22 protein-coding genes and 1 pseudogene are annotated in these 26,252 nt (G+C 72.6%); 15 read left to right on the top strand and 8 right to left on the bottom strand.

What is annotated here, in order from left to right; genetic code table 11:
* Positions 1–40: 40 nt before the first annotated feature.
* The 4 genes from WEB03_RS10985 (at position 41) to WEB03_RS10970 (ending at position 4,367) form a co-directional block, all read left to right on the top strand.
* Positions 41–322 (top strand): DUF4212 domain-containing protein, encoded by a 282-nt coding sequence (locus WEB03_RS10985; protein WP_368070991.1) that lies wholly within the window; start codon positions 41–43, stop codon positions 320–322.
* 1 nt (position 323) lies between these two features.
* Positions 324–1,982, top strand: a complete 1,659-nt coding sequence (locus tag WEB03_RS10980; protein ID WP_368070990.1) for a sodium:solute symporter family protein — start codon at positions 324–326, stop codon at positions 1,980–1,982.
* 102 nt (positions 1,983–2,084) lie between these two features.
* Positions 2,085–3,620 (top strand): AMP-binding protein, encoded by a 1,536-nt coding sequence (locus tag WEB03_RS10975; RefSeq protein ID WP_368070989.1) that lies wholly within the window; start codon positions 2,085–2,087, stop codon positions 3,618–3,620.
* Positions 3,621–3,644: 24 nt separating this feature from the next.
* The gene (locus tag WEB03_RS10970; RefSeq protein ID WP_368070988.1) at positions 3,645–4,367 is read left to right on the top strand and encodes a hemolysin III family protein; all 723 of its coding nucleotides are present in this window, start codon (positions 3,645–3,647) and stop codon (positions 4,365–4,367) included.
* Here WEB03_RS10970 and WEB03_RS10965 read toward each other — a convergent pair.
* From WEB03_RS10965 to WEB03_RS10955, 3 genes are read right to left on the bottom strand one after another with little or no spacing between them, the layout of a single operon-like run.
* Positions 4,360–4,509 carry a hypothetical protein gene (locus WEB03_RS10965; RefSeq protein ID WP_368071042.1) on the bottom strand — a complete coding sequence of 50 codons (150 nt, stop codon included), beginning with the start codon at positions 4,507–4,509 and terminating at the stop codon, positions 4,360–4,362. The genes WEB03_RS10970 and WEB03_RS10965 overlap by 8 nt on opposite strands.
* 29 nt (positions 4,510–4,538) lie before the next feature.
* Positions 4,539–5,699, bottom strand: a complete 1,161-nt coding sequence (locus WEB03_RS10960) for a MarP family serine protease (RefSeq protein ID WP_368070987.1) — start codon at positions 5,697–5,699, stop codon at positions 4,539–4,541.
* Positions 5,700–5,751: 52 nt separating this feature from the next.
* Positions 5,752–6,012: a hypothetical protein gene (locus WEB03_RS10955; RefSeq protein ID WP_368070986.1), complete on the bottom strand. Its 261-nt coding sequence runs from the start codon at positions 6,010–6,012 to the stop codon at positions 5,752–5,754.
* A gap of 225 nt (positions 6,013–6,237) precedes the next feature.
* Here WEB03_RS10955 and WEB03_RS10950 point away from each other — a divergent pair, with 225 nt between their 5' ends.
* Together WEB03_RS10950 and WEB03_RS10945 are read left to right on the top strand one after the other, a co-directional pair.
* Positions 6,238–9,312 (top strand): DEAD/DEAH box helicase, encoded by a 3,075-nt coding sequence (locus WEB03_RS10950; RefSeq protein WP_368070985.1) that lies wholly within the window; start codon positions 6,238–6,240, stop codon positions 9,310–9,312.
* A complete protein-coding gene (locus WEB03_RS10945; RefSeq protein ID WP_368070984.1) occupies positions 9,309–10,286 on the top strand; it encodes a hypothetical protein in 978 nt (325 codons plus the stop codon). Before WEB03_RS10950 ends, WEB03_RS10945 begins: the two co-directional genes overlap by 4 nt.
* 352 nt (positions 10,287–10,638) lie before the next feature.
* Here WEB03_RS10945 and WEB03_RS10940 read toward each other — a convergent pair whose 3' ends face one another.
* Positions 10,639–12,417: an acyclic terpene utilization AtuA family protein gene (locus WEB03_RS10940; RefSeq protein WP_368070983.1), complete on the bottom strand. Its 1,779-nt coding sequence runs from the start codon at positions 12,415–12,417 to the stop codon at positions 10,639–10,641.
* A gap of 209 nt (positions 12,418–12,626) precedes the next feature.
* Here WEB03_RS10940 and WEB03_RS10935 point away from each other — a divergent pair, with 209 nt between their 5' ends.
* Together WEB03_RS10935 and WEB03_RS10930 are read left to right on the top strand one after the other, a co-directional pair.
* Complete coding sequence (locus tag WEB03_RS10935; RefSeq protein WP_368070982.1) at positions 12,627–12,800, top strand: SDR family oxidoreductase; 174 nt, start codon at positions 12,627–12,629, stop codon at positions 12,798–12,800.
* A gap of 286 nt (positions 12,801–13,086) precedes the next feature.
* Positions 13,087–14,400, top strand: coding sequence for a murein hydrolase activator EnvC (locus WEB03_RS10930; protein ID WP_368070981.1), 1,314 nt, complete (start codon positions 13,087–13,089; stop codon positions 14,398–14,400).
* A gap of 15 nt (positions 14,401–14,415) precedes the next feature.
* Here WEB03_RS10930 and WEB03_RS10925 read toward each other — a convergent pair whose 3' ends face one another.
* On the bottom strand, positions 14,416–15,018 hold the full coding sequence (locus tag WEB03_RS10925; protein WP_368070980.1) for a YitT family protein: 603 nt from the start codon (positions 15,016–15,018) through the stop codon (positions 14,416–14,418).
* Positions 15,015–15,806, bottom strand: a complete 792-nt coding sequence (locus WEB03_RS10920; RefSeq protein ID WP_368070979.1) for a GNAT family N-acetyltransferase — start codon at positions 15,804–15,806, stop codon at positions 15,015–15,017. The genes WEB03_RS10925 and WEB03_RS10920 overlap by 4 nt, the downstream gene beginning before the upstream one ends.
* A 187-nt stretch (positions 15,807–15,993) precedes the next feature.
* Here WEB03_RS10920 and WEB03_RS10915 point away from each other — a divergent pair, with 187 nt between their 5' ends.
* The 3 genes and pseudogenes from WEB03_RS10915 to WEB03_RS10905 all read left to right on the top strand — a co-directional run.
* Positions 15,994–16,302, top strand: a complete 309-nt coding sequence (locus WEB03_RS10915; RefSeq protein WP_368070978.1) for a hypothetical protein — start codon at positions 15,994–15,996, stop codon at positions 16,300–16,302.
* Positions 16,303–16,328: 26 nt separating this feature from the next.
* Positions 16,329–17,552 (top strand): extracellular solute-binding protein, encoded by a 1,224-nt coding sequence (locus WEB03_RS10910; RefSeq protein ID WP_368070977.1) that lies wholly within the window; start codon positions 16,329–16,331, stop codon positions 17,550–17,552.
* 845 nt (positions 17,553–18,397) lie between these two features.
* Positions 18,398–19,192, top strand: a pseudogene (locus tag WEB03_RS10905) (histidine kinase); the annotation flags it as partial.
* Positions 19,193–19,243: 51 nt separating this feature from the next.
* Here the strand turns inward: WEB03_RS10905 and WEB03_RS10900 are convergent.
* Complete coding sequence (locus WEB03_RS10900) at positions 19,244–19,933, bottom strand: response regulator (protein ID WP_368070976.1); 690 nt, start codon at positions 19,931–19,933, stop codon at positions 19,244–19,246.
* A gap of 394 nt (positions 19,934–20,327) precedes the next feature.
* On the opposite strand from WEB03_RS10900, the gene WEB03_RS10895 reads away from it, so the two are divergent.
* From WEB03_RS10895 to WEB03_RS10880, 4 genes are read left to right on the top strand one after another with little or no spacing between them, the layout of a single operon-like run.
* Entirely contained in the window at positions 20,328–21,614 is a 1,287-nt protein-coding gene (locus WEB03_RS10895; protein WP_368070975.1) for an NAD(P)/FAD-dependent oxidoreductase, read from the top strand.
* Positions 21,611–22,492 carry a DUF1365 domain-containing protein gene (locus WEB03_RS10890; protein ID WP_368070974.1) on the top strand — a complete coding sequence of 294 codons (882 nt, stop codon included), beginning with the start codon at positions 21,611–21,613 and terminating at the stop codon, positions 22,490–22,492. The genes WEB03_RS10895 and WEB03_RS10890 overlap by 4 nt, the downstream gene beginning before the upstream one ends.
* Positions 22,489–23,826: a class I SAM-dependent methyltransferase gene (locus WEB03_RS10885; RefSeq protein ID WP_368070973.1), complete on the top strand. Its 1,338-nt coding sequence runs from the start codon at positions 22,489–22,491 to the stop codon at positions 23,824–23,826. Before WEB03_RS10890 ends, WEB03_RS10885 begins: the two co-directional genes overlap by 4 nt.
* Before the next feature lie 5 nt (positions 23,827–23,831).
* Complete coding sequence (locus tag WEB03_RS10880) at positions 23,832–24,881, top strand: cyclopropane-fatty-acyl-phospholipid synthase family protein (protein WP_368071039.1); 1,050 nt, start codon at positions 23,832–23,834, stop codon at positions 24,879–24,881.
* 26 nt (positions 24,882–24,907) lie between these two features.
* On the opposite strand, the gene WEB03_RS10875 is transcribed toward WEB03_RS10880, so the two are convergent.
* Positions 24,908–25,735 (bottom strand): SURF1 family protein, encoded by an 828-nt coding sequence (locus WEB03_RS10875; RefSeq protein ID WP_368071038.1) that lies wholly within the window; start codon positions 25,733–25,735, stop codon positions 24,908–24,910.
* Between the last annotated feature and the right edge of the window lie 517 nt (positions 25,736–26,252).

Here is a 26,252-nt window from a genome sequence, read left to right as displayed (position 1 = left end):
GGTGGCGTGTCCCGCACGACACCTTGGGAGAGGGAGCACCGTGGACGACGGGCAACGCAAGACGTACTGGCGCAAGAACGTGCGGTTGATCGCGGGCCTGCTCGCGGTGTGGTTCGCCGTCTCGTTCGGCGCCGGCATCCTGTTCGTGGAGCCGATGAACGAGCTCGGCACCCTCTTCGACGTGCCGCTCGGGTTCTGGTTCGCCCAGCAGGGGTCGATCATCACCTTCGTGGTGCTGATCGGCATCTACGTGCTGCGGATGGACCGCCTCGACGACGAGTTCGGCGTGTCCGAACGCGACGAGCACGGGCGGAGGCACTGACGTGGGCATCCTCGGTTGGACCATCTTCTTCGTCGTCCTCACCTTCGGCCTCTACTTCTTCATCGCGTGGCGGAGCCGGGTCAACACCACGGAGGGCTTCTACGTCGCCGGCAAGGGCATCCCCGCGCCGGCGAACGGCGCCGCGATCGCGGCGGACTGGATGTCGGCCGCATCCTTCATCTCGATGGCCGGCATCGTCGCCTTCGGCGGCTACGACGCGTCCTTCTACCTGATGGGTTGGACGGGCGGGTACGTGCTCCTCGCGGTGCTGCTCGCGCCCTACCTGCGCAAGTTCGGCAAGTTCACGGTCCCGGACTTCTTCGGTGATCGCTACTCGGCCACCGCGCGCCTGGTCGCGGCGCTCGCGGCCATCTTCGTGTCGTTCACCTACGTGGTCGGTCAGATGCAGGGCGTCGGGATCGTCTTCGGACGCTTCCTCCAGGTGAACGTCGGCGTCGGCGTCGTCATCGGCATGGCCGTGGTGCTCTTCTACGCCGTGCTCGGCGGCATGAAAGGGATCACCTGGGTGCAGGTCGCGCAGTACACCGTCCTGATCGTCGCCTACCTCATCCCGGCGTTCGCCATCGCCCAGCAGCTCGGCGGCAACCCCGTCCCGCACCTGTCGTTCGGTGCGGTCCTGGCGGAGCTCGATGTGCTGCAGGAGGAGCTCGGGTTCGCGGCGTACTCGGCCCCGTTCGTTGAACGCAGCCAGCTCGACATCATGCTCGCGACCGCCTCGCTGATGATCGGGACCGCCGGTCTGCCCCACGTGATCGTCCGCTTCTACACCGCCAAGAGCGTGCGGGCAGCCCGGTTCTCGGCGTTCTGGGCGCTGCTCTTCATCGCGCTGCTCTACACGACCGCGCCGGCCATCGGCGTGTTCGCCAAGACCAACCTCATCAACGACGTGTCGCAGACCCCGGTCGATCAACAGGAGCAGTGGGTCCAGAACTGGCAGGAGATCGGGCTGATCACCATCGACGACCTCGATGGCGACGGCATCGTCGACTACACACCGGACGAGGCGACCAACGAGCTCACGGTCAGCAACGACATCATCGTCCTGGCCAACCCCGAGATCGCTGGCCTGCCGGCGTGGGTGGTCGGACTCGTCGCCGCCGGTGGTCTGGCCGCCGCGCTGTCCACCGCGGCGGGACTGCTCATCGTCATATCGTCGTCGGTCGCGCACGACGTCTACTACAAGCGCTTCCGCCCGCACGCGACCGAGAAGCAGCAGCTCAAGGTCGGTCGCTGGGCGATGGCCGGCGGCATCCTGATCGCCGGGTACTTCGGTATCTCGCCACCGGGTTTCGTGGCGCAGGTCGTGGCCTGGGCGTTCGGTCTTGCTGCGTCCAGCTTCTTCCCGGCGATCGTCCTCGGGATCTTCTGGAAACGGTTCAACGCCCGAGGTGCCGTGGCCGGGCTGACGGTCGGGATCAGCTTCACCGCCTTCTACATCATCGCGACCCAGTACGCGGGGATGGAGACCTGGTTCGGCATCAGCGCCGAAGGCATCGGCTTCATCGGTGCCCTGCTCAACCTCGCGGTGGCCATCCCGGTCGCCCTGAGCGCTCCGCCGCCGAGCGCGCGGATGCAGGAGCTGATCGAGGCCATCCGCTACCCGGGCGACATGCCCGTCCGCGAGGACGAGCAGATCTGACCGACACGAGCCGCGAACCGGTCGTAGGTTCTGGCCTCCGTCCGGTCGCCGCGCGCCCCGTGCCCGTGGCGACCGGCCCCCCCCCGGCGCTGGGAGCCCACCGTGCGCACACCGTTGACCGTCGCCGACCACCTCGCTCGCGCCGAGCGGGTCTACCCCGACCGGATCGGCGTCGTGGACGAACCGGAGCAACCGGCGCCCTCCCTCGGCAGCCTGAGCTACCGCGAGCTCGGTGAGCTGGCGCGTGCGCAAGCTGCGGGGCTCGACGCGCTCGGCATCGAGGTCGGTGATCGGGTCGCGGTGGTCAGCCACAACGCGGGGCGGTTGCTGACCAGCTTCTTCGGCGTCTGCGCGTCCGGTCGCGTGCTCGTGCCGGTGAACTTCCGGCTGAACCCCGAGGAGGTCGGTTACATCCTCGAGCACAGCGGGGCCCGCGTCCTGCTCGTCGACCCCGATCTCGAGGACGTCTGCGCCGATCTCGATGTCGAGCACCGCTTCGTGCTCGGGCGTGACGACGACCGCATCTTCCGGCGAGGTGTCGAACCGCGGCCGTGGGCGGAACCCGACGAGGACGCGACGGCGACGATCAACTACACCTCGGGGACCACGGCGCGCCCGAAGGGCGTGCAGATGACGCACCGCAACCTCTGGCTCAACGCGGCCACCTTCGGCTGGCACGTGGGGGTCAGCGACCGCGACGTCTACCTGCACACGCTGCCGATGTTCCACGCCAACGGCTGGGGGATGCCGTTCGCGGTCACGGCGATGGGGGTCCCGCAGATCGTGCTCCGCGAGGTCGATGGGTACGAGATCCTGCGCCGCGTCGCCGAGCACGGCGTGACCCTGCTGTGCGGTGCCCCGGCCGTGGTGGCCATGGTGCTCGACGCCGCCGCGGACCTCGACGAGGTGCCGGGGCGCGGCCGCGTCCGGATCGTGGTGGCAGGTGCGCCACCACCGACGCGCACCATCGAACGGGTCGAGACCGAGCTCGGCTGGGAGTTCGTCCAGCTCTACGGCCTCACCGAGACCGCACCGCTGCTGACCATCAACCGCACCCGGGTGGAGTGGGACGAGCTGTCGCCCGCGGACCGTGCGGCCAAGCTGGTCCGAGCCGGGGTCCCCGCCGTGGGGATCGACATCGCCGTGGATGACGAGGGGGAGATCCTCGCCCGCGGCAACCACATCCTCGCCGGGTACTGGGAGCAGCCCGACGCGTCCGTCGAAGCCCTGCGCGACGGTTGGTTCCACACCGGCGACGGCGGTGCCATCGATGACGAGGGGTACCTGTCGATCGTCGACCGCAAGAAGGACGTGATCATCTCCGGTGGGGAGAACGTGTCCTCGATCGAGGTGGAGGACACCCTGCACGCCCACCCGGGCGTCGCCGAGGTGGCCGTGATCGGTGTCCCGCACGAACGGTGGGGCGAGACCGTGGTCGCGCTGGTCGTACGTGCGGAGGGGCAGGAGGTCAGCGAGCGGGAGCTGATCGACCACTGCCGGGAGCGGCTGGCCCACTACAAGTGCCCGACCGCGATCGAGTTCCGCGACGCACTCGACCGGACCGCGACCGGCAAGCTCCAGAAGTTCAAGCTCCGAGCCCCGTTCTGGGAGGGCGAGGACAGCCAGATCAAGGGGTGAGCGGGACGGGGTAGCGTCCGGCGCGTGGACGCCCGACGCGCTACCGATCCGCCCGACGCCGCACGGCGCGCGGTCCTGGCGCGCTCCGCCTCGACGGCGCGCTTCGTCGACGCGCCTCGCCCCACCGCCCGGGGGCGGTCGCACCTGGCCGCCGCGCTGGCCACGTTGCCGACTGCCGCGATCTGGACGGCCATCACGCCCGCCGGCCGCGAACGGATCGCGGTCGCGGCCTTCGCCTGGGGCGTCGCCCTCATGTTCACGGCCAGCGGGGTGCTGCACCTCCGGCGGTGGTCGCACCAGGCGACCGAACGGCTCGTCCGCCTCGATCACACCGGGATCTTCCTGGCGATCGGCGGCACCGGCGTCGCCCTCGGCCTCCTCGGTCTCGAGGGGCACCCGCGGGTCGCGCTCGTCACCATCGCGGTCGTCGGTGCCGGTCTCGGCATCGTCCTCGAGTGGTTGCCGTTCGCGCCACCGCGCGGGTTCAGCAACGCCATCTACCTCACCCTCGGGTGGACACCCGTGGCGGTCCTGCCGTGGCTGGTCGGCAGCGCGGGGTGGGCCAGCGTGGCCCTCCTCCTGCTCGGTGGCGCCCTCTACACGGCCGGCGCGATCATCGTGGGGCTGCGACGCCCCGACCCGGTCCCCGGCCACTTCGGGTACCACGAGCTGTTCCACCTGCTCGTGATCCTCGCCGTCGCGACCCACGCGGTGATGATCGCCGACCTCGCGCGGCGGGTCAGCTGAGGGGATTCGGCGCTTCCACGACGTCGGCCGCGTCGAGGTCGGCCCCGAGCGGCATCGTCCCCCACGCGAGCAGACGGAACCCGGCGTCGACCCGCCCGAGGAGCCGGTCGGGGGTCACGCGCTGCCGGAACGAGACCACCACGAGCGCCACCTTGATGATGCCGTCGCCGTTCAGATGCAGGGTCCGGTGAACCCGGGCCGCTGCTCGGCGGCGAGCACCGCGTCGAGCTCGGGACGGTCGAGGGCGAAGGCCGCGGTGGAGCGGTCCGGGCTGATCGCGAAGGTCACCCCGACGACCTGTCCCGAGGCGTCGATCACCGGCGACCCCGAGTCGCCCTGCTGCAGTTCGGCCGCGAGGAAGAGGACCTCACGCTCGGTGCGCTCGCGGCCGTAGATGTCACGACCGATGGCGGTGCGCCGGTCGCGGATCTCGACCGGTGCGACGCGTGGGGTGTCCTGCCCGCCGGGGTAGCCGATCACGACCCCGGCCGAGCCGACCTCGATCGTCCCGAGCTCGAGCGGTTCCTGGCCGAGCTCACCCACGGTGAGGACCGCGAGGTCGCGGTCGGGGTCGAAGACCACGACCCGTGCCGCCAGGAGCGGACCGTCCGGTGTCCGGACCTCGACGACGTCCGCCCCGGCCACGACGTGGGCGTTGGTGACCACGACGCCGGGTGCCACCGTGAACCCGCTGCCCTCGAACCGACGGCCGCACCCGTCGGCTTCGACGTTGACGGTGGACGCCGTGGCCCGTTCGACGACCGCCGCATCGATCGGGACCTCCGACGGGGGAGGCCCGGTGATCGGGGCCGGTTGCAGGTCGGCGAAGACCTCGGGGAACCGGCTGGTCGTCACGATGTTGCGCAGCGCCTGGACGGTGTCCGGTGGCGGGGGCGTGAGGTTGGTCACCGCCTCGACGACGGCGCTGCTGCGCACCTGCGTCGCGATCGAGCCGGGCACGACCGATGCAGCGGGGATCGCCAGCCAGACGAAGAGGAGGACGATCGCGACGCCGGCCAGGGCCCCGGCGCCGCGGTCCAGCGACGACAGCTGCGAAGCGGCCACGGTGCGCCGCACGCGGATGCCCACGGCCTGGAAGAGGGTCGCGACCACGGTGACGGTGACCGCGAGCACGAGCAAGCCGACGAACAACCGCACCGGGGCCTGGCGGTCGCCGGTGATCGACATCGCGTACGGAACGGTCAGGGTCGCCAGCCCCAACCCGGCCGCGAGGCCGAGGAACGAGGCGGCGCGCGCCACGAAACCGAGGCGTAGACCGGTCGCCACCGCGATCGTGATGGCGACCAGGAGGAGCGCGTCGAGGAGGTTCACCCGCGGAACGGTAGGCGACGGAGCGCGGGACCCGGTGCCGCGCAGCAGCCGCTCAGGACGCCAGCCCCCTGCGGCGCGCTTCACGGGCGAGGTAGTCGGTCAGCCGGGTGTGCAGCTTCGCGGCGGACAGCTCGGCCTGCGGGTGGTGGCCCGGCTGGCGAGCGACCCACAGCGTCCGCAGCTCCTCGCGGCCCCACCCGGAGGTGGCACCGATGCTGACCTCCCACCCCGGGAACTCGTCCTCGAGCCAGGTGATGCTGGGGTGATCGGTCTCGGGGCGGCGCGTCAGGACGGTGGTGTCGGTGTCGTTCACGGTGCCCTCCTGCGCTCGGTGGTCGACGGTGGTGATCCGGACGCCGTCGTCGGTGTCCACCCGTCGTTCGGAGCAACGAACGTACGGGGTTCGGGGCACGGCCGAGTGGACCGGCCCCGGCCGTCGGGGGCCGAGCGCCGAACACGTACGATGGACGGCTCCCGTGCGGTGACGGGAGCGCCGGGACGCCTCCCGGCACCGTGCACGGCCGACCGAGGAGACCGGGTGACCCGTCCGCAGCTCACCTTCGTCCCCTCCGACCTCGTCCCGGCCGGTGGCAGCTTCGCCGTGTGGTGCCCGGATGGGGACGACCTGGCCACCGCTGTGCACGACCTCGGCCTGCCTGCGGGTGAGTCCGGGTCGCTCGCCACCGTGCAGCCGGTCGACGGCGGCCTCGGGCCCGTGGACCAGCCGGCGCAGCTGATCCCCGTCCTGCCCGCCGTACGGCGGCTCGCGACGTTGCCGCCCGGAGCGGACTGGCCGGCGTGGCGGCGGCCCTCAGCCGCGGTGCTCGGGTGGTCGGCGGCGGCGAAGCTGGCGCTCGAGCTCGTCGCAGCGGGCCGCATCCTGCCGACGTTCCGGTCCGCGACGGCGCCCGGGACGGGTCGTGGGTACTGGCGGGTCGCTGCGGACGGCGATGCCAGGCTCGCCCAGCTCGCGGCGGCCCTCCCGGTCGCCGCCCACGCCCTGCGGCGTCCCGACGGACGGCTCTGGGGCGCCGAGGAGCTGCTGCTCGCCTTCGTCGACGCGGTCGCCGACGCGTGCGCCCGCGAGGGACGACGCCCGTTGCTCGATCCCCGTCGCCGCGGCCCGCGGCGGCCGTGGCCCGAGATGTGGGCCGACGCCCTGACCGCCGCCGATCCGACCGTCGCCCACCTCCGCATCGGTGTCGACGACCTCGCCGAGGAGGTCGAGGACTGGTCGGCGCCCTTGCTCGGCCGGGACCACGGGGCTCCGGCACGGTTGGCGGTGCGGCTGCGGCCACCGCCGATCGCGGACACCTCCGACGGGAGCGCGGACCGGCTCGGCGCGACCGACGAGCCGTGGCGCCTCAGCTACCTGCTGCAGTCGACCGACGACCCCGACGTCACCGCCGCGGCGGAGGAGGTCTGGGACGGCGCGGGCCGCGGGCTCGACCTCGCAGGACGTCGCGTGGACGATGCCGAGGCGGTGCTCGTCCGAGGGCTTGCGGTCGCCGCTCGCCTGTTCGCCCCGATCGATCGCAGCCTGTCCGAGGTCCGACCCGTCGGTCTCGACCTCGCCGGCGGGGAGGTCGCGGATCTGCTCGCCGGCGGGACCGACGCCCTGGCGGCCGGTGGCATCGGCGTCCAGGTCCCCGCCGAGCTCCGTCAGGCCGGGGAGCAGCGGCTGCGTCTGCGGGTGCGGATCGGTCGGGCGACACCGACCGCCCCGCGGGTCGAGGGGGCCGCGCCGCTCGGGCTCACGTCGCTGACCGACCTGGCCTACGAGGTGGCGCTCGGCGACGACACCCTGTCCGCCGAGGAGTTCGCGGACATCGTGGCGCTCAAACAGCCGTTGGTCCGGTGGCGGGGGACCTGGGTCCGCGTCGACCACGACGAGACCGATCGGCTGGCCGAGCTCGCGGGTTCGTCGGCTTCCCTCGAGCTCACCGAAGCGCTCGCGGCAGCGCTGTCCGGCCAGACCTACGTCGACGATCTCGGTTGGGTCGAGACCGTGGCGGACGGCGACCTCGGCCGGTTGCTCGAACAGCTCCGGACCGCGGACGCTCCCGGTGACGCGCACATCGTCGACTTCCAGGGTGAACTGCGGCCCTACCAGGAGCGCGGGATCGCCTGGATGCAGCGGTTGTCCGAGCTCGGGCTCGGTGGGGTGCTCGCCGACCAGATGGGCCTCGGCAAGACCATCATGGCGATCGCGCTGCTGGCGGCGCGCACGCAGGATCGCCCCCACCTGGTGGTCTGCCCGACGTCGGTGGTCGGCAACTGGGAGCGCGAGTTCGCCCGGTTCGCGCCGGACGTCGACGTCGTGCGTCACCACGGCCCCGAACGTGCCGTCACCCGGCGCTCGTTCCGACCCGGCACCGTCGTGGTGACCTCGTACGCGCTGCTGCGCCGGGACATCGGCCTGCTCGAGAGCGTCGACTGGGACGTCGTCGTCCTCGACGAGGCACAGCAGATCAAGAACCCGTCGTCGAAGGGCGCCAGGGCGGCCCGGTCCCTCGAGGCCCGGACCCGGATCGCGATGACGGGGACACCCATCGAGAACCGGTTGTCCGAGCTGTGGGCGATCGTCGACGTCACCAACCCGGGGCTGCTCGGTTCGCAGCGGGCCTTCAACGAACGGTTCGCCGTGCCGGTCGAGCGCTGGCACGACGAGCACGCGGCCTCCCGGCTGCGCCAGCTCGTGGCGCCGTTCGTGCTCCGGCGGCTCAAGTCCGACCCGGAGGTCGCGGTCGACCTCCCGCCGAAGCAGGAGCTGACCGTGGCGTGCTCGCTCACCCGCGAGCAGGCTGCGCTCTACCAGGCGGCGATCGACAACGCCTTCGGGGGTGCCGGGCTCGGCGCCACCGCGTTCGAGCGCCGTGGCCGCATCCTCGCCCTCCTGACCGCCCTGAAACAGATCTGCAACCACCCGGCCCAGTACCTGCGGGACGGCACCGACCCGCGCACCGGTGCCGACCGGCTCGAGGGACGCTCCGGCAAGCTCGCGCGCGTCACCGAGGTGCTCGGCGAGGTCGTCGACGGTGGCGAGCGGGCGCTGGTGTTCACGCAGTTCCGCGAGATGGGGCTCCTGCTGGCCCGGCACCTGGCGACGACGCTCGGCCTGCCCGAGGTGCCGTTCCTCCACGGCGGCGTGCCGCTCGCCGCCCGTGACACGATGGTGGCTCGGTTCCAGGAGGACGAGGACGCGCCGCCGATCCTGCTGGTGTCCCTCCGTGCCGGTGGGACCGGCCTGAACCTGACCCGCGCCAGCCACGTCGTGCACTTCGACCGCTGGTGGAACCCGGCCGTCGAGGACCAGGCGACCGACCGGGCGCACCGGATCGGTCAGACCCGCACCGTGACCGTGCACACCCTCGTCACGGGGGGGACCATCGAGGACCGGATCGCCGACCTGCTCGACCGCAAGCGTGCGCTCGCGGACGCCGTCGTCGAGGCTGGCGAGACCTGGCTCACCGAGCTCGACGACACCCAACTGCGCGAGCTGGTCGAGCTGTCCTCCACCGACCTCGCTGACGACGACGACGAGGATGAGCCCACGCCGATGCCACCCCTCGGACGGCCCACGCTGACCGCGATCCCGGGCGGTCGAGCGTGACCGATCCGACGCGACCACCCGCACCGGAGCCGCCCGTCGCCGCGCCTCCCCGGTCGACGACCTGGGCCGCCGACCGCTGGCTCGACCTCCTCGCCAGCGTCGGCGCCGGGAACGCCCGGCGGGTCCAGCGCGGGCAGGCCACGGCCCGTCGGGGAGGCGTCCACGACCTCGAGATCCGGCCCGGCACGATCACCGGCCGCGTCCGCGAGGATCGTGTCAGCCCGTACCGCGTCGAGCTGACCTGGCCGGTCCCCGACGACGACGCCTGGGCCGCCGCGGTCTCGGCGCTCGCGTCGGAGGTCCGATCCACGGCGGCGCTGCTCGACGGCCAGCTCCCCGAGGAAGCCGCCGACGTCCTGGCGGACGTCGGTGTCCCGCTGGTCCCGACCGCCGCCGACCTTGGCCGGTCGTGCACCTGCACCGAGCGCACCAGCTGGTGTCGTCACGTCGCCGCGGTGCACGCCGCGGCGGGGTCGGCCTTCGCGCGCGATCCCTTCCTGCTGCTCCTGCTGCGGGGTCGCACGCGGGACCGGCTGCTCGGAGCGCTCCGCGCCGTGCGTGGTGATGCCGCTCCGGATCCGGGGGCGGACCTCGATCTCACCGCCGGCCTCTACGCCTCACGCGGGGACATCGACGCGGTGGTGCTCGCCCCCCACCCCGTCCAGGATCCAGCGGCGTTGCTGCGTCAGTTGGGTGATCCTCCCGGGGTCGATGACCCGCGGCCGCTCGTCCGGCTCATCGAGCAGGCGGCGGCGACGGCGTGGCGGCTGGCGGCAGGTGACGGTGCCGAGGCTGCGGACCAGGAGCTGCTGCTCGCCGAGCTGCGGGCCCAGCGCGTGGGGGCGGTCGGCTCCCTGGCGAGGGCGCTCGGCCGTGACGAGGACGAGGTCCGACGTGAGCTCGACGCCCTCTTCGAGGCTGGCGCGGTGATGCGCACGGGGACCGGCGACGGGGCGCGTTACCGGGCCCCCTGAGCTCCTGGCTCCCGCTCCACCCCAGGGACGTCGCTCGCCGACGACCGGGTCATGGCGAGTGAGCTCGGGCGGGTGTTGCTGGCTACGGACAACGGCGGTTCCCGCCTGGTCGACCCCTCGGACGTCCGGAGCCCATCCGATCGGTCCGCCCGACCCACCGGGGTGCTCGTGTGGCGCCAACGCCACGTCAGGACCCCGCGAGCCCGACCGATCGTGCGCGCCGGCCTACCGGGGCGCTGGTGTGGCGCCAGCGCCACGTCAGCACCCCGCGAGCCGAGGACCGGGCGGGCCGAGCCAGTAGGCAACGCCCGGCTGTCCGCATCTCGACGACGCTCGCTGCCGAACTCAGGGGTCAGGGCAGCCAGGCCGTCGGGACGTCGACGTGGCGGCTGCGCAGGTACTCGCCGAGCCCCTTGGCCTGGGGGTCGGGGCGCACGGCGGAAGCGACACCCTCGTCGAGCAGCCCGTGGACGACGACGTTGACCGCCAGCAGGTTCGGGAGGGGGAACACGTCGATCGGGAGCCCGTCGGCTTCGGGCAGCAGGCGACGGATGGCCGCGGGGCTCCCGGCGACCTCGCAGAGCCAGCGGTACCGGGCCGGATCGCGGACCCACAGGCCCACGTTCGCGTCCCCTCCCTTGTCGCCGCTCCTCGCACCGGCCACGGCGCCGAGCGGCGCGCGGCTCCGCGGGAACCCCGTCGCCTGCAGCGTCGTGAAGGGATGGTCGATCGCCTCCCGCTCGCGGAGGCCGATCCCGTGGTCCACGCCCGTGGGGCGGACCTCCTCGCGGGTCCCGTCCGCGTGGACCACCACCTCGGTGACCTCCGACGCCGGGACGAGGGCGGGCCAGTACCGACCGAAGGGCTCGGCGTCCGCTGGGGGAGCGGTCAGGGTGAAACCGGGGTAGGACGCGAGCCCGATCTCGACGCAGGCGTCGGCGAAGCCCTTGCGCCCGATGGGCGTCGCGTCGTGGTGCTGGACGGTCAGGGTGAGCGTCGCGGTCGCTTCGGCGTTCGTCGCGGCGTCGGGGTGGTCCGAGCGCACGAGCCGCCAGTCGACACGGTCGAGGGCGTCGAGGTCGATGCGGGCGCCGAGCTGACGACGTACGAGGTCGGCCTTGGCATCGATGTCGAGCCCGGTAAGCACGAACGTGACCCGGTTGCGGAACCCGCCGAGGGTGTTCAGCGCGACCTTCAGATCGGCGGTCGGGGGCTCGCCTCGGACGCCGCTGATGCGGACCCGGTCGGGACCGTCGCCCGTGAGTTCGATCGTGTCGAACCTCGTCACCACGTCCGGGTTCAGGTACCGCGGGTCGCCGATCTCGTAGAGCAGCTGCGCGGTGACCGTGCCCGTGTCGACCAGGCCGCCCGAGCCGTCGTGCTTGGTGATGACCGAGCTGCCGTCGGGGTGCAGCTCGGCGATCGGGAAGCCGACGTGCTCGAGGCCGGGCACCTCGGCGAAGAAGCTGTAGTTGCCGCCCGTGACGTGGGCGCCGCACTCGATCGCGTGGCCGGCGACGACGGCGCCAGCCAGGGCGTCCCAGTCGTCGCGACCCCAGCCGAACCGCCACGCACCCGGCCCGACCACGAGCGACGCGTCCGTGACGCGCCCGGTCACCACCACGTCCGCGCCGGCCTCGAGCGCAGCGGCGATGCCCCACCCACCGAGGTAGGCGTTGGCGGTGAGGGGCGGGATCCGCAGACCGCTGAGCGGCTCGCCGGTGTCGAGGTGGGCGAGCCCGTGGCCGCGCTGCTGCAGGTCGTCGAGGCGCGGCAGCAGGTCGTCGCCTTCGACGTGGGCGACGGCAGCGTCGACACCGAGCTCCGCCGCGAGCTCGCGGAGCGCGGCGGCCATCCCGGCGGGGTTCAGCCCGCCGGCGTTGACCACGATCCGGATCCCGCGGTCGATGCAGGGTTCCAGCACCTCGCGGGCCTGCTTCAGGAAGGTCCGGGCGTATCCCGTCTCGGGCGCCTTCTGGCGGCCTCGCCACAGGATCAGCATCGTGAGCTCGGCGAGGTAGTCACCGGTCAGGACGTCGATGTCGCCGCCCTGCACCATCTCGCGAGCTGCGGCGAACCGGTCGCCGTAGAACCCGGACGCGTTGGCGATGCGTAGGACGTCCTGCGACACCTCGGCTCCTCCGCTCGAGCGACGGCCGACGCTAGCCCGCGGCCCGGTCGGAACGGAACGCGAGGCGTGCATCCGTTCCGTACCCAGGCGCTCCTGCCGCAGCTCGAGGCCGCCGCCTCCCCGGCCGACCCGGCGCGGATGGCCAACATCGGCTCGCCCCGCGCCACATCACCGTCAACGCGATCGCGCCGGGCCTGTACCCCTCCAAGATGACCGCTCGCCTGATGGAGCACGCCGATCAGATCGGCGCGGCCATCCCGCGGGGACGGCTCGGTGAGGTCGAGGACCTCGCCGGCACCCTCATCTACCTCGCGTCCCGCGCCGGGGCCTACACCACGGGCGCGATCGTGCCCGTCGACGGTGGGGTCGCCACGCTGCGGTGACGCACCGATCCGCTCCGCGACGGCTCGGCGAAGCACCCGAGTTCCCGTCGGGCGGTGTACTGGACCGGGTGTTGCAGGAGTGCACTGGTGTCGACCACCGTGGCTACGGACCTCGATCTGTGGCACTATCCTCGGCGACCGTCGCCCGAGATCGCCCGCGCTCTATCGCCGGCACCAAAGACCGGCCGCTGGACGGACGTGGACGATCCCGGGCCGACCGGGGCCGACCGCGTGTCCCCGCTTCCCGACCTGAGGATCCCCGCTGCGTCCCGTCTCGATGGCTCGGATGGTCGCCGCCGGCGTGCTCGCGGTGGGGCTGCTCGTCCCGTCGGTGGCCACCGCGCAGTCCTCCGGCGACCTGCAACGCGAGCTCGACCGCACCCGGGACGAGGCTGCTGAGCTCGGCTCGGAGCTCGGTGAGCGCCGCGGACAGCTCGTCGCCGCCGAGGAGGAGCTGGCCGCCGTCGGCGCCCGGGTCATCGACGCCCGCGGACGCTTGCGTGCTGCCGAGGGGCAGCTGGCGCTGGCCGAGGCCGCCGAGACCGAGGCCGATGCCGAACGTCGGCGTGCGGAGCGGGCCCACGAGCGCACCGAAGCTGAGCTGGCCCGCACCCAGGCCGAGCTCGAGGTCCAGGAGGGCAACCTCGCTGGGCAGGCTGCTGCCGCCTACAAGTTCGGTTCCGCGGGGGCCCGCGCCGGGTCGATGGCCTTCGAGGTGGTCCGCCGCGCGCAGGACCCGAACGAGCTGGCCGTCGGCATGCGCCAGATCGCGGTGGTCATCGACGCCCAGGGTGACCTGGTCGCCGAGGTCGCCGAGCTGCGTGACGACCAGCGGCGACTCACCGACGAGGCGGCCCGCGCTCGAGCCCGGTCGGCCCAGGCCGCCGCCGACGCAGCGGCCCAGGTCCGCTTCACCGCGCAGCTGCGCGAGGATGCCGGAGGCCTGGCCCGCGAGGTCGCCGCGGAGGAGGGCCGTCAAGCGCAGTTGGTGAGCCAGCTGCGGACCGAGACGGCCGAGACCGAGCAGGCGCTGTCCCGCGTGGCCGCGCGCGAGAGCGAGCTCGCAAGCGAGCTGGCCACCAGGCGCATCGCCGCCGAGGCCGCAGCCGCCGCCGAGCGCGACCGCGCGTCGAGCAGCGCAGGATCGGGCAACGGGAACGCCGGCAGCGCCGGGGGGCCGGCCGTGTCCGGGGTCTGCCCGGTGGTCGGGGCGGTCGCGGGCCGGGACTTCTCCAACGACTGGGGCGATCCCCGCTCCGGCAGCCGCAGCCACCAGGGCAACGACATCTTCGCCGACCGCGGGACGCCCATCGTGGCGATCGATGCCGCGGTCGTGACCCAGGTCAACCGGACCGACTCGGGGCTCGGGGGGCTCACGGTGTCGTACCGGACCGCCGACGGCAGCGAGTGGTACAACGCCCACCTCGAGTCCGTCGCGGCGGGGATCGGCCCGGGGACCGCGGTCCGTCGCGGTGAGGAGGTGGGCACGGTCGGGACGTCCGGCAACGCCCGCGGGACGCCGCCGCACGACCACATCGGTCGACGCTACGGCGGATCGTGGGTCAACCCGTGGCCGACCATCAGTCCGCTCTGCAGCTGAGGGCCAGCGGGCGGATCACCGGGCGGAACGCACGCCCTCGACCTCGTCGACCGGCACCGTCAGCCAGCGTAGGCTCAGCTGCACCAACGGCCCGATGCTGACGGCGAACAGCACGGTGCCGAGCCCGACGGTCCCGCCGAGCATCCACCCGATCGCCAGCGCGGTCACCTCGATGCCCGTCCGGGCGACGGCCACGCTGATCCCGCGACGTGCGAGCCCGGTCATCAGCCCGTCGCGCGGCCCCGAGCCGAAGTGCGATCCGAGGTAGAAGCCCGATCCCACGCCGAAGAGGATCGGCCCTGCCGCGCAGAGCGCGAGACGCGCCGCCAGCGACGACGGGGTGTCCAACACCAGCAGGGTCAGGTCGATGACCACGCCGATCACGATCACGTTGGCGATCGTGCCGGGGCCCGGGCGTTCGCGCAGCGGGAACCACGCGAGCAGGACCAGCGCGCCCACGCCGATGCTGACGGCGCCGATGCCGATGCCGGTCCGCGTCGCCACCCCCTCGTGCAGCACGTCCCACGGGCCGAGACCGAGGTCGGCGGCGACCATGCTGGCGATGCCCCACCCGCACAGCGTGAGCCCGCCGAGGAGGCGGGCGATCCGGAACGTCACCGGCCGTCCCGGTCGCCGAGCCACCCCTCCAGCTCGGCACGCAGCTGGAGCAGTTCGTCGGTGTCGTCGTCCTCGAACGTGCCGGCGCGGGCCGTCTCCTCGCCGAGGTCCGATGCGGTGCGTTCCCGGCGGCGGCGCGACCAGATCGGCGGCAGGTAGCTGATCAGCCGTTGCTGGTCGCGGGCGGCCTCGTGGAAGGCCCGCTCGGCGCCCGAGCGCGGCCGCGATCCGTCCTCCTCCGGTACCGACAGGTCGACCCGCCACAGGCCGTCGGTCTCGAGCTCGCGGACGGCCCCGAGGTGGTCGAAGACCTCGAGCATCGCGGTGTTGCCGGCGAGCACGTAGCTGCGGAAGATCTCGATGCCTGCGGCCCGTGCACGCGCCGCGAGGGCGCCGAGGAGCAGCGTGCCGGCACCCTGCCCGTGGTACTCGTCAGCGACCGTGATGGCTGCCTCGGCGACGGTCGGCTCGAACGGCTCGCGGATGTAGCGAGCCACCCCGATGCCGGGCCGATCCGGGCGACATCGGTCGAGCGCCACGATGGCTTCGTGGTCGTGGTGGTCGACGTCGGTCAGGTACCGCAGCTGCTCGTCGCTCAGCTCCTCGACGACGCGCTGGAAGCGCAGGTAGCGCGACGCGGGAGACAGCCGGCGGATGCCTTCGGCGAGGTCGTCGCGGTCCGCCGGTCGGATCTGACGCAGCAGGGCGGGGGAGCCGTCGCGCAGGTGGATCTCGCGCGACCAGCCTCCGGGGAGGACCGCGAACCGATCGTCCCGAGCCTCGTCCACGCCTGCCTGCCTCGTCGGTCCGGTCCGGTCCACCAGGCTACCGGTGCTGCCGGGGGCGACCGCCGGGGGGTGTCCGGGGTGGGAGCGGCCGGCCCGGTCCACTAGCCTGTGCCGACGTCGCAGCTGCTCCCGCTGCACGACCGTGTCCGACGTAGCCGTCCCTCGCCCACCTGTTGGAGGACCGCCGGTGCCGAACAAGCTGCTCCCCATCCTCGCCGGGATGTTCCTCGCCTCCGTGGTCGTCGTGGCCGGGTTGCTGGCCTTCATCCTCCCGCCCGACACCTTCGAGCCCACCGTGGCCGAGCGCGCGGCCGCGGAGCAGGAGGCCCAGGCCGAAGCCGAGGCCGAGGGCTCGACCAGCGAGGACTCGGCCACCGAGGACGCGGCCGACACCGCGCCCGGCGGCGGCGACTCCGAGGGAGGCAACGAGGCCGACCCAGGTGGCGAGGACACCGGGGACGTGGCGCAGGAGGACCAGGGGTCCGAGGGCGCCTGATCGGGACCGGAGGCTTCGTGCGGCGGATGGTGGCACTGACCTCCGCGTTCGCGCTCCTGACCGGTTGCGCGTCGGGGACGGCAGCGGCCCCCCGGCCGGCGCTCAGCGTGGTGTTGGCCGACGACTGGGAGACCGCGCCGACCGTCCGGCAGGTCGTCCGGGACTTCGAGCGCGACCACGAGGTGCGTGTCCAGGTCCAGGCCGCACCGTTCTCGCAGATCCCGGACCTGGTCCGCAACGCCAGCGACCTCGGCGACCCGTTCGATCTGGCCCACTGGCACGCGTTCGCCGCGGCCGCCGACGGTCTCGCGGAACCCCTCGACGAGCGGTGGCGTGTCGCGGGTCTCCGAGCAGCGGACTACCTCCCCGGGGCGGTCGACGACGTCACCTGGGAGGGGGTCCGGTACGGGGTCCCGCTCGACGTCAACGCGCTGGTGCTGCTGGCCAGCGCGGATGCGCTCCGGTCGTCGGGGCTCGCGCCCGGGGATCTGGCGGACGCCGAGCGGTTCCTCGAGGTCGCACGCACCCTCCGCGACGCTGACGGGGTGGAGCACGCCATCACGGTCTCGGCCTCGAGCTGGACGGCCTACGGGTGGATCCGCGCCTTCGGTGGGGACGTGCTCGTCCGCGATCCCGCAGGTGGGGTGAGCTTCACCTTCGACGATCCCCGCACGATCGCGGCCGTCGAGCTGCTCGGTGCGCTGGCGACCGAGGGCATCGGCACGCCCCCGTTCGCGCCCGACCTCTCGCTCGACGCGATCCAGTCGCTGACGACGGGGTCGGTCGCTCTGCACGCCACCGGTTCCTGGGATCTGCCGGTGACGCGCCGTGCCCGCGACTCCACGGTCGGCGACGACCTGCTGGTCCTCCCGCTCCCACGGGGGGAGGGGGACACGGGCACGGTGCTCGGAGGCAGCAGCCTGTTCGTCCCGAGGGATGCCGAGCAGCCGGACCTGGCCTTCGCCTTCGCGCTGGCGTTGACCGATGCGACGGTCGCTCGGACCCTCGCCGAGGAGGAGGGCCGTCTGCCGGCGCGCGTCGAGGTCTACGACGATCCCCTCTTCCGTGACCAGCCCGACCTCGCGGCGTTCGTCGCGCAGCTCCCCGACGCTGACGTGATGCCCCTGATCGCCTACCCCGAGCTCGCCGCGGCGTTCTCGGCCACGCTCGAACGGGTGCTCAAGGGGCAGCAGGACGCCGCTGGCGCCCTCGCCGAGCTGCAGGAGTTGGCGGAACGGACCACCCGGTGACATCCGCCGGGGGTTCGTGGCTCGTGCGCTCCCTGGCGCCGAAGTTGTTCGGCGCGTTCGTCGCCGTCCTGGCCCTCGCGAGCCTCGCCACGCTGCTGGTCTCGTCGAACCTGACCCGCTCCGAGCTCGAGTCCCGAGCGCGCGAGCTCACCGCGGAGCAGACGGCCGCCTACCGCAACCAGCTCCGCGGCGAGGAGACCGGCACGGTCCGGAGCCTGACGGCGTTCGTCCAGCAGGCGCAGATCCAGGGCGACAGTGCCCGGGCGTTGCTCAACGCCACCAGCGTGGCCCGCCTCGCGGGACGCTTCACCCTGGCGGAGGCGTTCGACCTCGACTCCGGCGCCCCCCAGCTCGAGCCGCCGCGACGGTCCCGCGTGTCGGTGCCACCGGTCGATGATGGCGCCCTGGTCGCGGACCTGGCCTCGCGACGCGGGCAGCGACGCGTGGTCCCCCTCGAGGACGTCCAGGGACGGGCCGCCGGCTGGGGGGTGGTCTACTCGCTGCCCTTCACCGACGGCGGCCACTTCTCCGTGCTCGTGGTGGGCAGCGAGCTCGACCGTGAGTACGCACGCGGGGTCCGCGACCTCGTGGGCGTGGCCGACGTCGAGCTGATCGTCGGCGGCGCCGTGGTCGCCTCGACCGTCGAGGACGATGCGCCGGACGTGAGGACGCCATCGGGTGACGTGACCGAGCCGGGCGTGCACGAGTCGGCCGACGGTGACCGCCTGGTGCAGTACCTGCCGATCGCCACCGCGGACGCGTGGGGATCACCGGCCCACGTCGGGCTGCTGCTCGACGACCCCCTGGCGCCGCTCGACGCGCGTCTCGCCCGGTACCGATCGCTGATGGTGGTGCTGTTCCTGCTGATCGGTGGGGTGCTCGCGCTGGCCTTCGCGACCGCGCTGACCCGGCCGCTGGTCCGCCTGACGCGCACGGCCCGAGCCATCGCCGGCGGTCAGCTCGACGAACCGTTCCAGGTCACCGGCCAGGATGAGATCGGGCAGCTGAGCGAGGCGCTCGAACGCATGCGTCGGGCGCTCCGGGCACAGCTGCTGGTCATCGGCCAGCAGGCCGAGGCGCTCCAGGAGGCGGCACGTCGGGTCGTCGGCTCCGGCGACCGGGAGCGTCAGCGCCTCGCGCTCGACCTGCACGACGGCATCCAGCAACGTCTGGTCGTCCTGCGGATGCAGGTCGGGGCCTGCCGGGGGCGTATCGAGCGCGATCCGGATGCGGTCGACGCCGTGACCCGCGAGCTCGCCGCCGCGATCGACGAGGTCCTCGACGAGCTCCGGGCGACCGCCCGGGCGCTCTACCCCTCGATCCTGCGCGACCGGGGTCTCGGTGGCGCGATCCGGAGCCTCGCCGCCCGGACCGAGGTCGAGGTGGTGGTGCGGCTGCACCCCGATCCGCTCCCACGCCTCGACGAGGTGGTCGAGGCCGGGGCGTACTTCCTCGCCTCCGAGGCCGTGACCAACGCCCTCAAGCACGCAGACGCCGACCGCATCGACGTGCAGGTCACCCTCGAGGCCGACTCGCTCCGGATCGAGGTCGCGGATGCGGGTCGCGGGTTCGATCCGGCCGCGCTCGAGCGCACCGGGGGTCTGCAGAACCTGCGCGACCGCGTCAACGCCCTCGGGGGGAGCCTGCGCATCGTCGCAGCGCCGGGGGAGGGCACGCGCGTGACCGCCCTCCTACCTGTCGGCCCCCCGAGCGTCCCCGAGCTCGCCTCGTTGGAGGTAGAACAGGACCGCAGCGACACGCCGGTTGAGGTCGAGCTCCTCGGAGAGCCCGAGCTTGCGGAAGATCGCGTTGGAGTGCTTCTCGACGGAACGGTCGCCGATGGTCAGCTCCCGGGCGATGGCGGCGTTCCCCTTCCCCGACGCCATCAGCCGTAGGACCTCGAGCTCGCGCGGGGTCAGGCCGGCCAGACGCGATGCGGTGCGTCGGCGTTGCGCTTCGAGCAGGGCCGACACGATCTTCGGGTCGAGCATCGAGCCGCCCGCGCGAACCTCGTCGATGGCCTGCAGCAGCCGGTCAGCATCCCCGAGGCGTTCCTTGAGCAGGTAGGCGACGCCGCTCGACCCGTCCTCGAGCAGCTCGAGGGCGTACTCCGGATCCGCGTGCTGCGAGAGCACCACGATCCCCGTGCCCGGGTGGTCGCGGCGGATGAGACGCGCGAGCTCGATCCCCTCGGTGGTGTAGGTGGGCGGCATCCGGATGTCGAGGATGACCACGTCGACCGCGTCGCGCGCCAGCAGCTCGAGCAGCTGCTCGGGTCCCTCAGCCGTCCCGCGCACCTCGAGCCCCTCGACCGCGTCGAGGACCGCGCGTGCACCTTCGCGCACGAGGTAGTCGTCCTCCGCGATCAGCAAGGTGGTCACCACGGGGCCCTCCCATCCGGCCGATCGGGACCCTAGAGGCGGCGGACGCTGGTGGGTGGGCTCTCCCACGCGGCCGGTCGGCCGCTGGCTGAGCGTGACGCCGGATGGTGGTGGTAGCACCACCACCGCTGGATCGGTGGTCCCACGGTTCCCTCGCGCCGTCCGGCGCGGTCCACTGTGTGCACGCGAGGCACGGTGAGCGCTCCGTACCGGCCGGTGGGGTCCGGCCGGTCGGAGCGCTCCGGCCGCGTTCCCGGCCGCGTTCCCGGCCGCGTTCCCGAACTCGCTCCTGTGCGCACGCGTCCGATGCGTGGCCCAACCGGCCAGCCCCCGTGCCCCGAACCGCCCGGACGCCCCGGAGAGCCCGAGGCTCGCGCACCGGGAGTTCGTCGTCGTGCGGATCGCCGTCATCGGGACCGGGATCTCCGGGCTCGCCAGCGCCTACCTGCTGTCGCGCCACCACGAGGTCCACGTCTTCGAACGTGAGCCGCGGCTCGGCGGTCACACCCACACCGTCCGGGTGCCGCGCTCCGGCGCGCCTGCCGACCCGCGTTCACGGACCGAGGGTGAACTACCGGTCGACACCGGCTTCATCGTCTACAACGAGACGACCTACCCGCTCCTCGTGGCCCTGTTCGACGAGCTCGGGGTCGCGACGCAACCATCGGACATGTCGTGGTCGCTGCGGTGCGAGCGCTGCGACCTCGAGTACGCCGGCAGCGCCCGGGGGATCGTGGCGCAGCCGCGCAACCTCGCCTCGCCCTCCTACCTGCGGATGCTCGCCGACATCGCGCGGTTCAACCGACTCGGGTCGCGGCTCGTGGACGATCCCCGAGCCGCCTCGGTCTCCCTCGGGCACTTCCTCAGGACCGCGGGCTTCGGTCACGGCTTCCGCCACCACTACCTCCAGCCCATGGCCGCAGCCATCTGGTCGTCCGGAACGCAGGACATCGAGACCTTCCCGCTCGGCACCCTGCTGCGCTTCTTCACCAACCACGGCCTCCTCGGCGTGCGGACCCACCACCCGTGGCGGACCGTCGTCGCCGGGACCTCCTCCTACATCGCCCCGCTGACCGCGCCCTTCGCGGACCGACTCCACACCGGTGATGGGGTGGCGACGGTGGCGCGCGACACCGACGGGGTCACGATCCGTACGGCCTCGGGCACCACGGCCCGGTTCGATGCGGTGGTCCTCGCCACCCACGCCGACGAGGCCCTCGGGATGCTGGCCGACCCGAGCCGCCTCGAGAAGGAGCTGCTCGGCCCCTGGGGCTACAGCGACAACGCCACCTACCTCCACACCGACACCGACCTGCTGCCGCGGTCGCGGGCGGCGTGGGCCTCGTGGAACTACCTGCTCGACGACTGTCGCACCCCGTCCCAGCGCGTGTCGCTGAGCTACCACATGAACCGGCTGCAGACCCTCGACGAGCCGCGCGAGTACGTCGTGACCCTGAACCCCTCGACCGCCCCGCGGGAGGGGTCGGTGCTGCGGCGCCTCGACTACACCCACCCCACGTTCTCCCCCGATGCGGTGGCTACCCAGGACCGCTTGGACGAGCTCAACGGGCGCGGCCGGACCTTCCACGTGGGCGCCTACCAGCGGTACGGCTTCCACGAGGACGGGTTGTGGTCGGCGGTGCGAGCCGTCAGCCACCTCGGCGTCAGGTGGCCGGCGTGACGCGGCGGACCGGCGGAGCCAGCGAGCGGCGCTCCGCGCTGTACGTGGGCGACGTGCGTCACCGTCGACACCGGCCGCGAGGCAACGCCTTCCGCTACGGCTCCTACTGGACGCTCATCGACGTCGACGAGCTGGCCGCCCTCGACCGTGAGGTCCGCGGGTTCGGGTACGGCCGGCGCGCGGTGACCAGCTTCCGCGACACCGATCACCTCGGTCCGGCCGACGTCCCGGTCCGGGCCAAGCTCGCGCGCTGGCTCGCCGACCGTGGTGTCACGTTGCCAGCCGGACGCGTCCAGGTCCTGACCAGCCTGCGCGTGCTCGGCCACGTGTTCAACCCGGTGAGCTGGTGGTTCTGTTCCGACGCGGACGGTCGCGTGGTGCTGGTGGTCGCCGAGGTCCGCAACACCTTCGACGAGTCCCACCGCTACCTGCTCGAACACGTCGAGCACCGCGGCGACGGGACGCTCCGCGCGAGCGCACCGAAGGTCTTCCACGTCTCCCCGTTCCTGCCGGTCGACGGTCACACCTACGACTTCGTCTTCGCCCCTCCGGGGGACCGGGTCCTCGCGCACATCGACGTGACGGATGCGTCCGGCCGGATCCTCGACGCCACCCAGACGGGTGACCGGGTCGAGCTGACCGGCGCGAACCTGGCCCGCACGCTCCTGCGCTACCCGCTGGTGACGCTGCGCACCGTGTTCCTGATCCACCGGCAGGCGGTCACCCTGTGGCGGCTCCGGACGCCGTTCTTCCGCAAGCCCGAACCACCGGTGGACGCCTCGCTACCGCTCGTGCACGATCGGACGGCCGTCTCCCCGGCCATCCCGACGGCTCCCGTCACCGAACCGGAGCGGACCTCGAAGGAGCTGGCCTCGTGACCGCACCGACCCTCGTGACCGCCACCGCCCGGCCGCCGGCCGCATCGGAACGCCGCGCGCTCGCCACCGTGTCCGGCATGTTGACCCAGCTCCAGGTCGGCGCGCTCGAGCTCACGCTGCCCGACGGGCGGACGCGGACCTTCGGCGACACCGCGAGCGAGCTGCGGTCGACGATCGAGGTCCACGACTGGCGCTTCTTCATTTCGTTGATCCGTGGCGCGTCGGTCGGCGTCGGCGAGTCGTACATGGACGGCTCGTGGAGCTCATCGGACCTGGTGTCCCTCATCCGGATCGTGATCGCCAACCGGCGCGCCCTCCGGCGCATCACGCCGGCCGCGGTCATCAACATCGCCGGTGACAAGCTCATCCACGGCGTCCGTGCCAACCGGCTCGGGCAGAGCAAGCGGAACGTCGAAGCCCACTACGACCTGTCGAACGAGCTGTACGCGCTGTTCCTCGACGACACGATGACCTACTCGGCGGCGTACTTCCCCGACCCCACCGTGACCCTCGAGGAGGCGCAGGAGGCCAAGTACGCCCGGCTCGCGCAGAAGGTGCGGATCGACGCCGACTCGCACGTGCTCGAGATCGGCTGCGGCTGGGGCGGGTTCGCCTCCCACGTCGCACGTACCTACGGCTGTCGGGTCACCGGGATCACGCTGTCCGAGGAACAGGCCGCGTACGCCCGCGACCGGATGATGCGTGAGGGGCTCGATCACCTCGTCGACATCCGGATCGTCGACTACCGCGAGGTCCGTGGCCAGTTCGACCGGATCGTGTCGATCGAGATGCTGGAGGCGGTCGGCCACCGCTACCTCGGCACCTACTTCGAGACCATCGATCGGCTGCTCGCGCCCGACGGTCTGGCCGCGATCCAGGTCATCACCATCCCCGAGCAGCGGTACGACAACTACCGGCGGCGCCCCGACTTCATCCAGCGCTACATCTTCCCCGGCGGACACCTGCCCTCCCTCGAGGCCATGGCCGGCTCGATGGGCGACAACGGTGAGCTCTACGTCGAGCACGTCGAGAACATCGGCCACCACTACGCCGAGACGCTGCGCCGCTGGCGCGAGCGGTTCCTGGCCAACGTCGACGAGGTCCACGCGCTCGGGTTCGACGACCGGTTCGTGCGGATGTGGGAGTTCTACCTCGCGTACTGCGAGGGAGCCTTCCTCGCGCGGTACATCAACGACCTGCAGCTCGTGCTCACCCGTCCGATGAACGGCACGCTCGGCGTCGGTCCCTACGGGCGACAGCTGGTGCCGGTGCGCGAAGCCGACCTGCCGCCACGCAGGCTCCGGGGCGTCGCGTCCGACGAGGGCGTGGCGTGAGCCGGATGCCGATCGGCGCGCGGGTCATCGACACCGTCATCGACCGCGGCGTCCTCCCCGATCCGCTGCTGCGCGCCGCCATCCGGCGCATGCTCCGTCGGCGGCGCGCCGAGATCACCCGCGGCGGAGCCGAGGCACGCTCCGAACGTAAGCGCGCGCTGCTCGACGAGCTGTCGCGTTCCCCGGTGGCGATCGCGACCGACGAGGCCAACGAGCAGCACTACGAGGTCCCCACCGAGCTGTTCGAGCTGATGCTCGGACCGCACCTGAAGTACTCGAGCGGGTGGTGGGGCCCCGGGGTGCAGGACCTCGCTGGCGCCGAGGAGGCGATGCTGCGGCTCACCTGCGATCGTGCGCAGCTCGTCGACGGTCAGGACGTGCTCGAGCTCGGGTGCGGGTGGGGGTCACTGACCCTGTGGATGGCAGCCAACCACCCGGCCTCCCGGATCACCGCGGTCTCGAACTCCGACACCCAGCGCGAACACATCGAGAGGCAGGCGGCGCTCCGCGGCCTCGACAACGTGCGGGTCCTGACGGAGGACGTGAACCTCCTCGAGCTACCGAGCGAGGCGTTCGACCGCGTCGTGTCGGTCGAGATGTTCGAGCACGTGCGCAACCACCACCGGCTCACCGAGCGGATCGCGACGTGGCTGCGTCCCGGTGGCAAGCTCTTCGTCCACGTCTTCGCGCACCGCTCCGACCCCTACCCCTTCGACCAGGGAGGCAACGGGGACTGGATGGCGCGCCACTTCTTCACCGGCGGGCTGATGCCTTCGGACGACCTGCTGCTGCACTCGGTCCGCGGACTCGACGTCGACGACCACTGGGTGGTGTCGGGCACGCACTACGCGCGCACGCTGCGGGCGTGGCTCGACCGGCTCGACGCCGACCGGGACCGGGCCGTACGGATACTGGCGGACACCTACGGGACGGACGCGGCGACCGCCTGGTTCCACCGGTGGCGGGTGTTCGACGTCGCCTGCGAGGAGCTGTTCGCGTTCGACGGCGGCGACGAGTGGCACGTGAGCCACCACCGGTTCACACGAGCGGCGTGACGCGACACCGACCAGCGGTGGCGGGTTCAGACCCCGGTCGGGCTGCGTGCTGGCTCGGACGGGGGCGCGACCCCGTCCGCGGTCGCGCCGTCGGCCTCGCGCAGCCGCTTCACCCAGTACGCCACGTACGCGATGAGTGCGAGCAAAGCGAAGCTGTGCCACTGCAGGGTGTAGGACAGGTGGCTGCCCTCGTCGAACGGGACCTGCTCGTACACCGCCGGCAGGGCGTCGAGTCCGCGCTCAGCGAGCGCCTCCGCACGGACGGGAGGAGGATCCTGGTCGACCAGACGCACGATCATCGGGAAGGTCGGGCCCGGCAGCTGCTCGGCGATGCGGTCGATGTCGGGGACCTGGATGACGGCCAGCTCACCGTCGGGCGGGTTCTTCGGTCCGAACCCGGGCTCGGGGACGCTGCGTTCGAGGTAGCCCCGGACGGTCACCGGGCCCGAGGGTGGCGCCGCGTCCGCGAGCGGCGGCGGGCCGAGCTCGCGGGGGACCCAACCGCGCCGGACCAGCACGAGGGTGCCGTCGTCGAGCTCGAGCGGGACGAACGAGTCACGGCCGCTCTGCCCCTGGTACGAGCGGCCCTCGAGGAGCAGCTCCTCGTCCGGCAGGTAGATCCCCGTCACCGAGACACGCCGGTACTCGAGCGCGACGTCGTCGATCGAGCTGTCGGCGGCCAGGTCAGCGACGTCCAGCGGGGCCGCGGCCAGCCGCTCCTCGAGCAGCTCGTTCTGCGCCCGACGTTCCTCGAGCCGCTGCAGCTGCCACTGACCGAGGGTGACGAGCACACCGACCACGGCCAGGACGAGGACGTGGGAGAGGAGGGCAGCGGGACGCAGGAGGGAGCGCATCACCGCCGGAGGGTACCTGTGGCCCTCGGATGCTCGGACGGGCCTCGAGGCTCTGCGGCTACGGCTCTCGTCCAACGGCTGCCGAGCTCGCGCCGGCCTGGCGAGCGACGTGAGGGTCGAGAACGGTGTGCACGGTGGCGTTCGCTCGGCACGCGCCTCGAGCCCGCGCGACCGAGTGATCGGCGGGTGAGGCGGGTCGGATGGTCCCAACGAGTTGGTCCGGACGGGGTGGCTGGCGGGTGGGGTCAGAACGGGAGGGAGGGTTCCGGTGAGCTGATCCGTCCCGGTGGCGCTCGATGACCTTCCGGCCGGTCAGCGCCTGGGCGGTCTGGTCCTGCACGTGCCGCTCCCGGTCCGGCGCGTGTAGCGGCGGGCCCAGCGCGGGCGGAGGTGGCGGTGGCGGGGTCGCCCGGGGGTGGGAGCTGCTGGTCGTGGCGGGGCTGGGTGGTCCAGGTCCGGCCGCGGCGGCGGAGCCGGTAGGTCCCGTGGGGGTCGAGCTGTTGGTGCCAGCCGCGGC

This window comes from Nitriliruptor sp. (genome assembly GCF_040882075.1).
Classification (GTDB): Bacteria; Actinomycetota; Nitriliruptoria; order Nitriliruptorales; family Nitriliruptoraceae; genus Nitriliruptor.
This window is presented reverse-complemented; position numbering and strand designations above follow the sequence as displayed.

What these genes read in the sequence shown, in the direction of transcription:
- WEB03_RS10935 (WP_368070982.1), top strand. Translation starts at nt 12,627, where the DNA reads ATGACCGCTCGCCTGATGGAGCACGCCGATCAGATCGGCGCGGCCATC.
- WEB03_RS10930 (WP_368070981.1), top strand. Translation starts at nt 13,087, where the DNA reads ATGGTCGCCGCCGGCGTGCTCGCGGTGGGGCTGCTCGTCCCGTCGGTG.
- WEB03_RS10910 (WP_368070977.1), top strand. Translation starts at nt 16,329, where the DNA reads ATGGTGGCACTGACCTCCGCGTTCGCGCTCCTGACCGGTTGCGCGTCG.
- WEB03_RS10880 (WP_368071039.1), top strand. Translation starts at nt 23,832, where the DNA reads ATGCCGATCGGCGCGCGGGTCATCGACACCGTCATCGACCGCGGCGTC.
- WEB03_RS10875 (WP_368071038.1), bottom strand. Translation starts at nt 25,735, where the DNA reads ATGCGCTCCCTCCTGCGTCCCGCTGCCCTCCTCTCCCACGTCCTCGTC.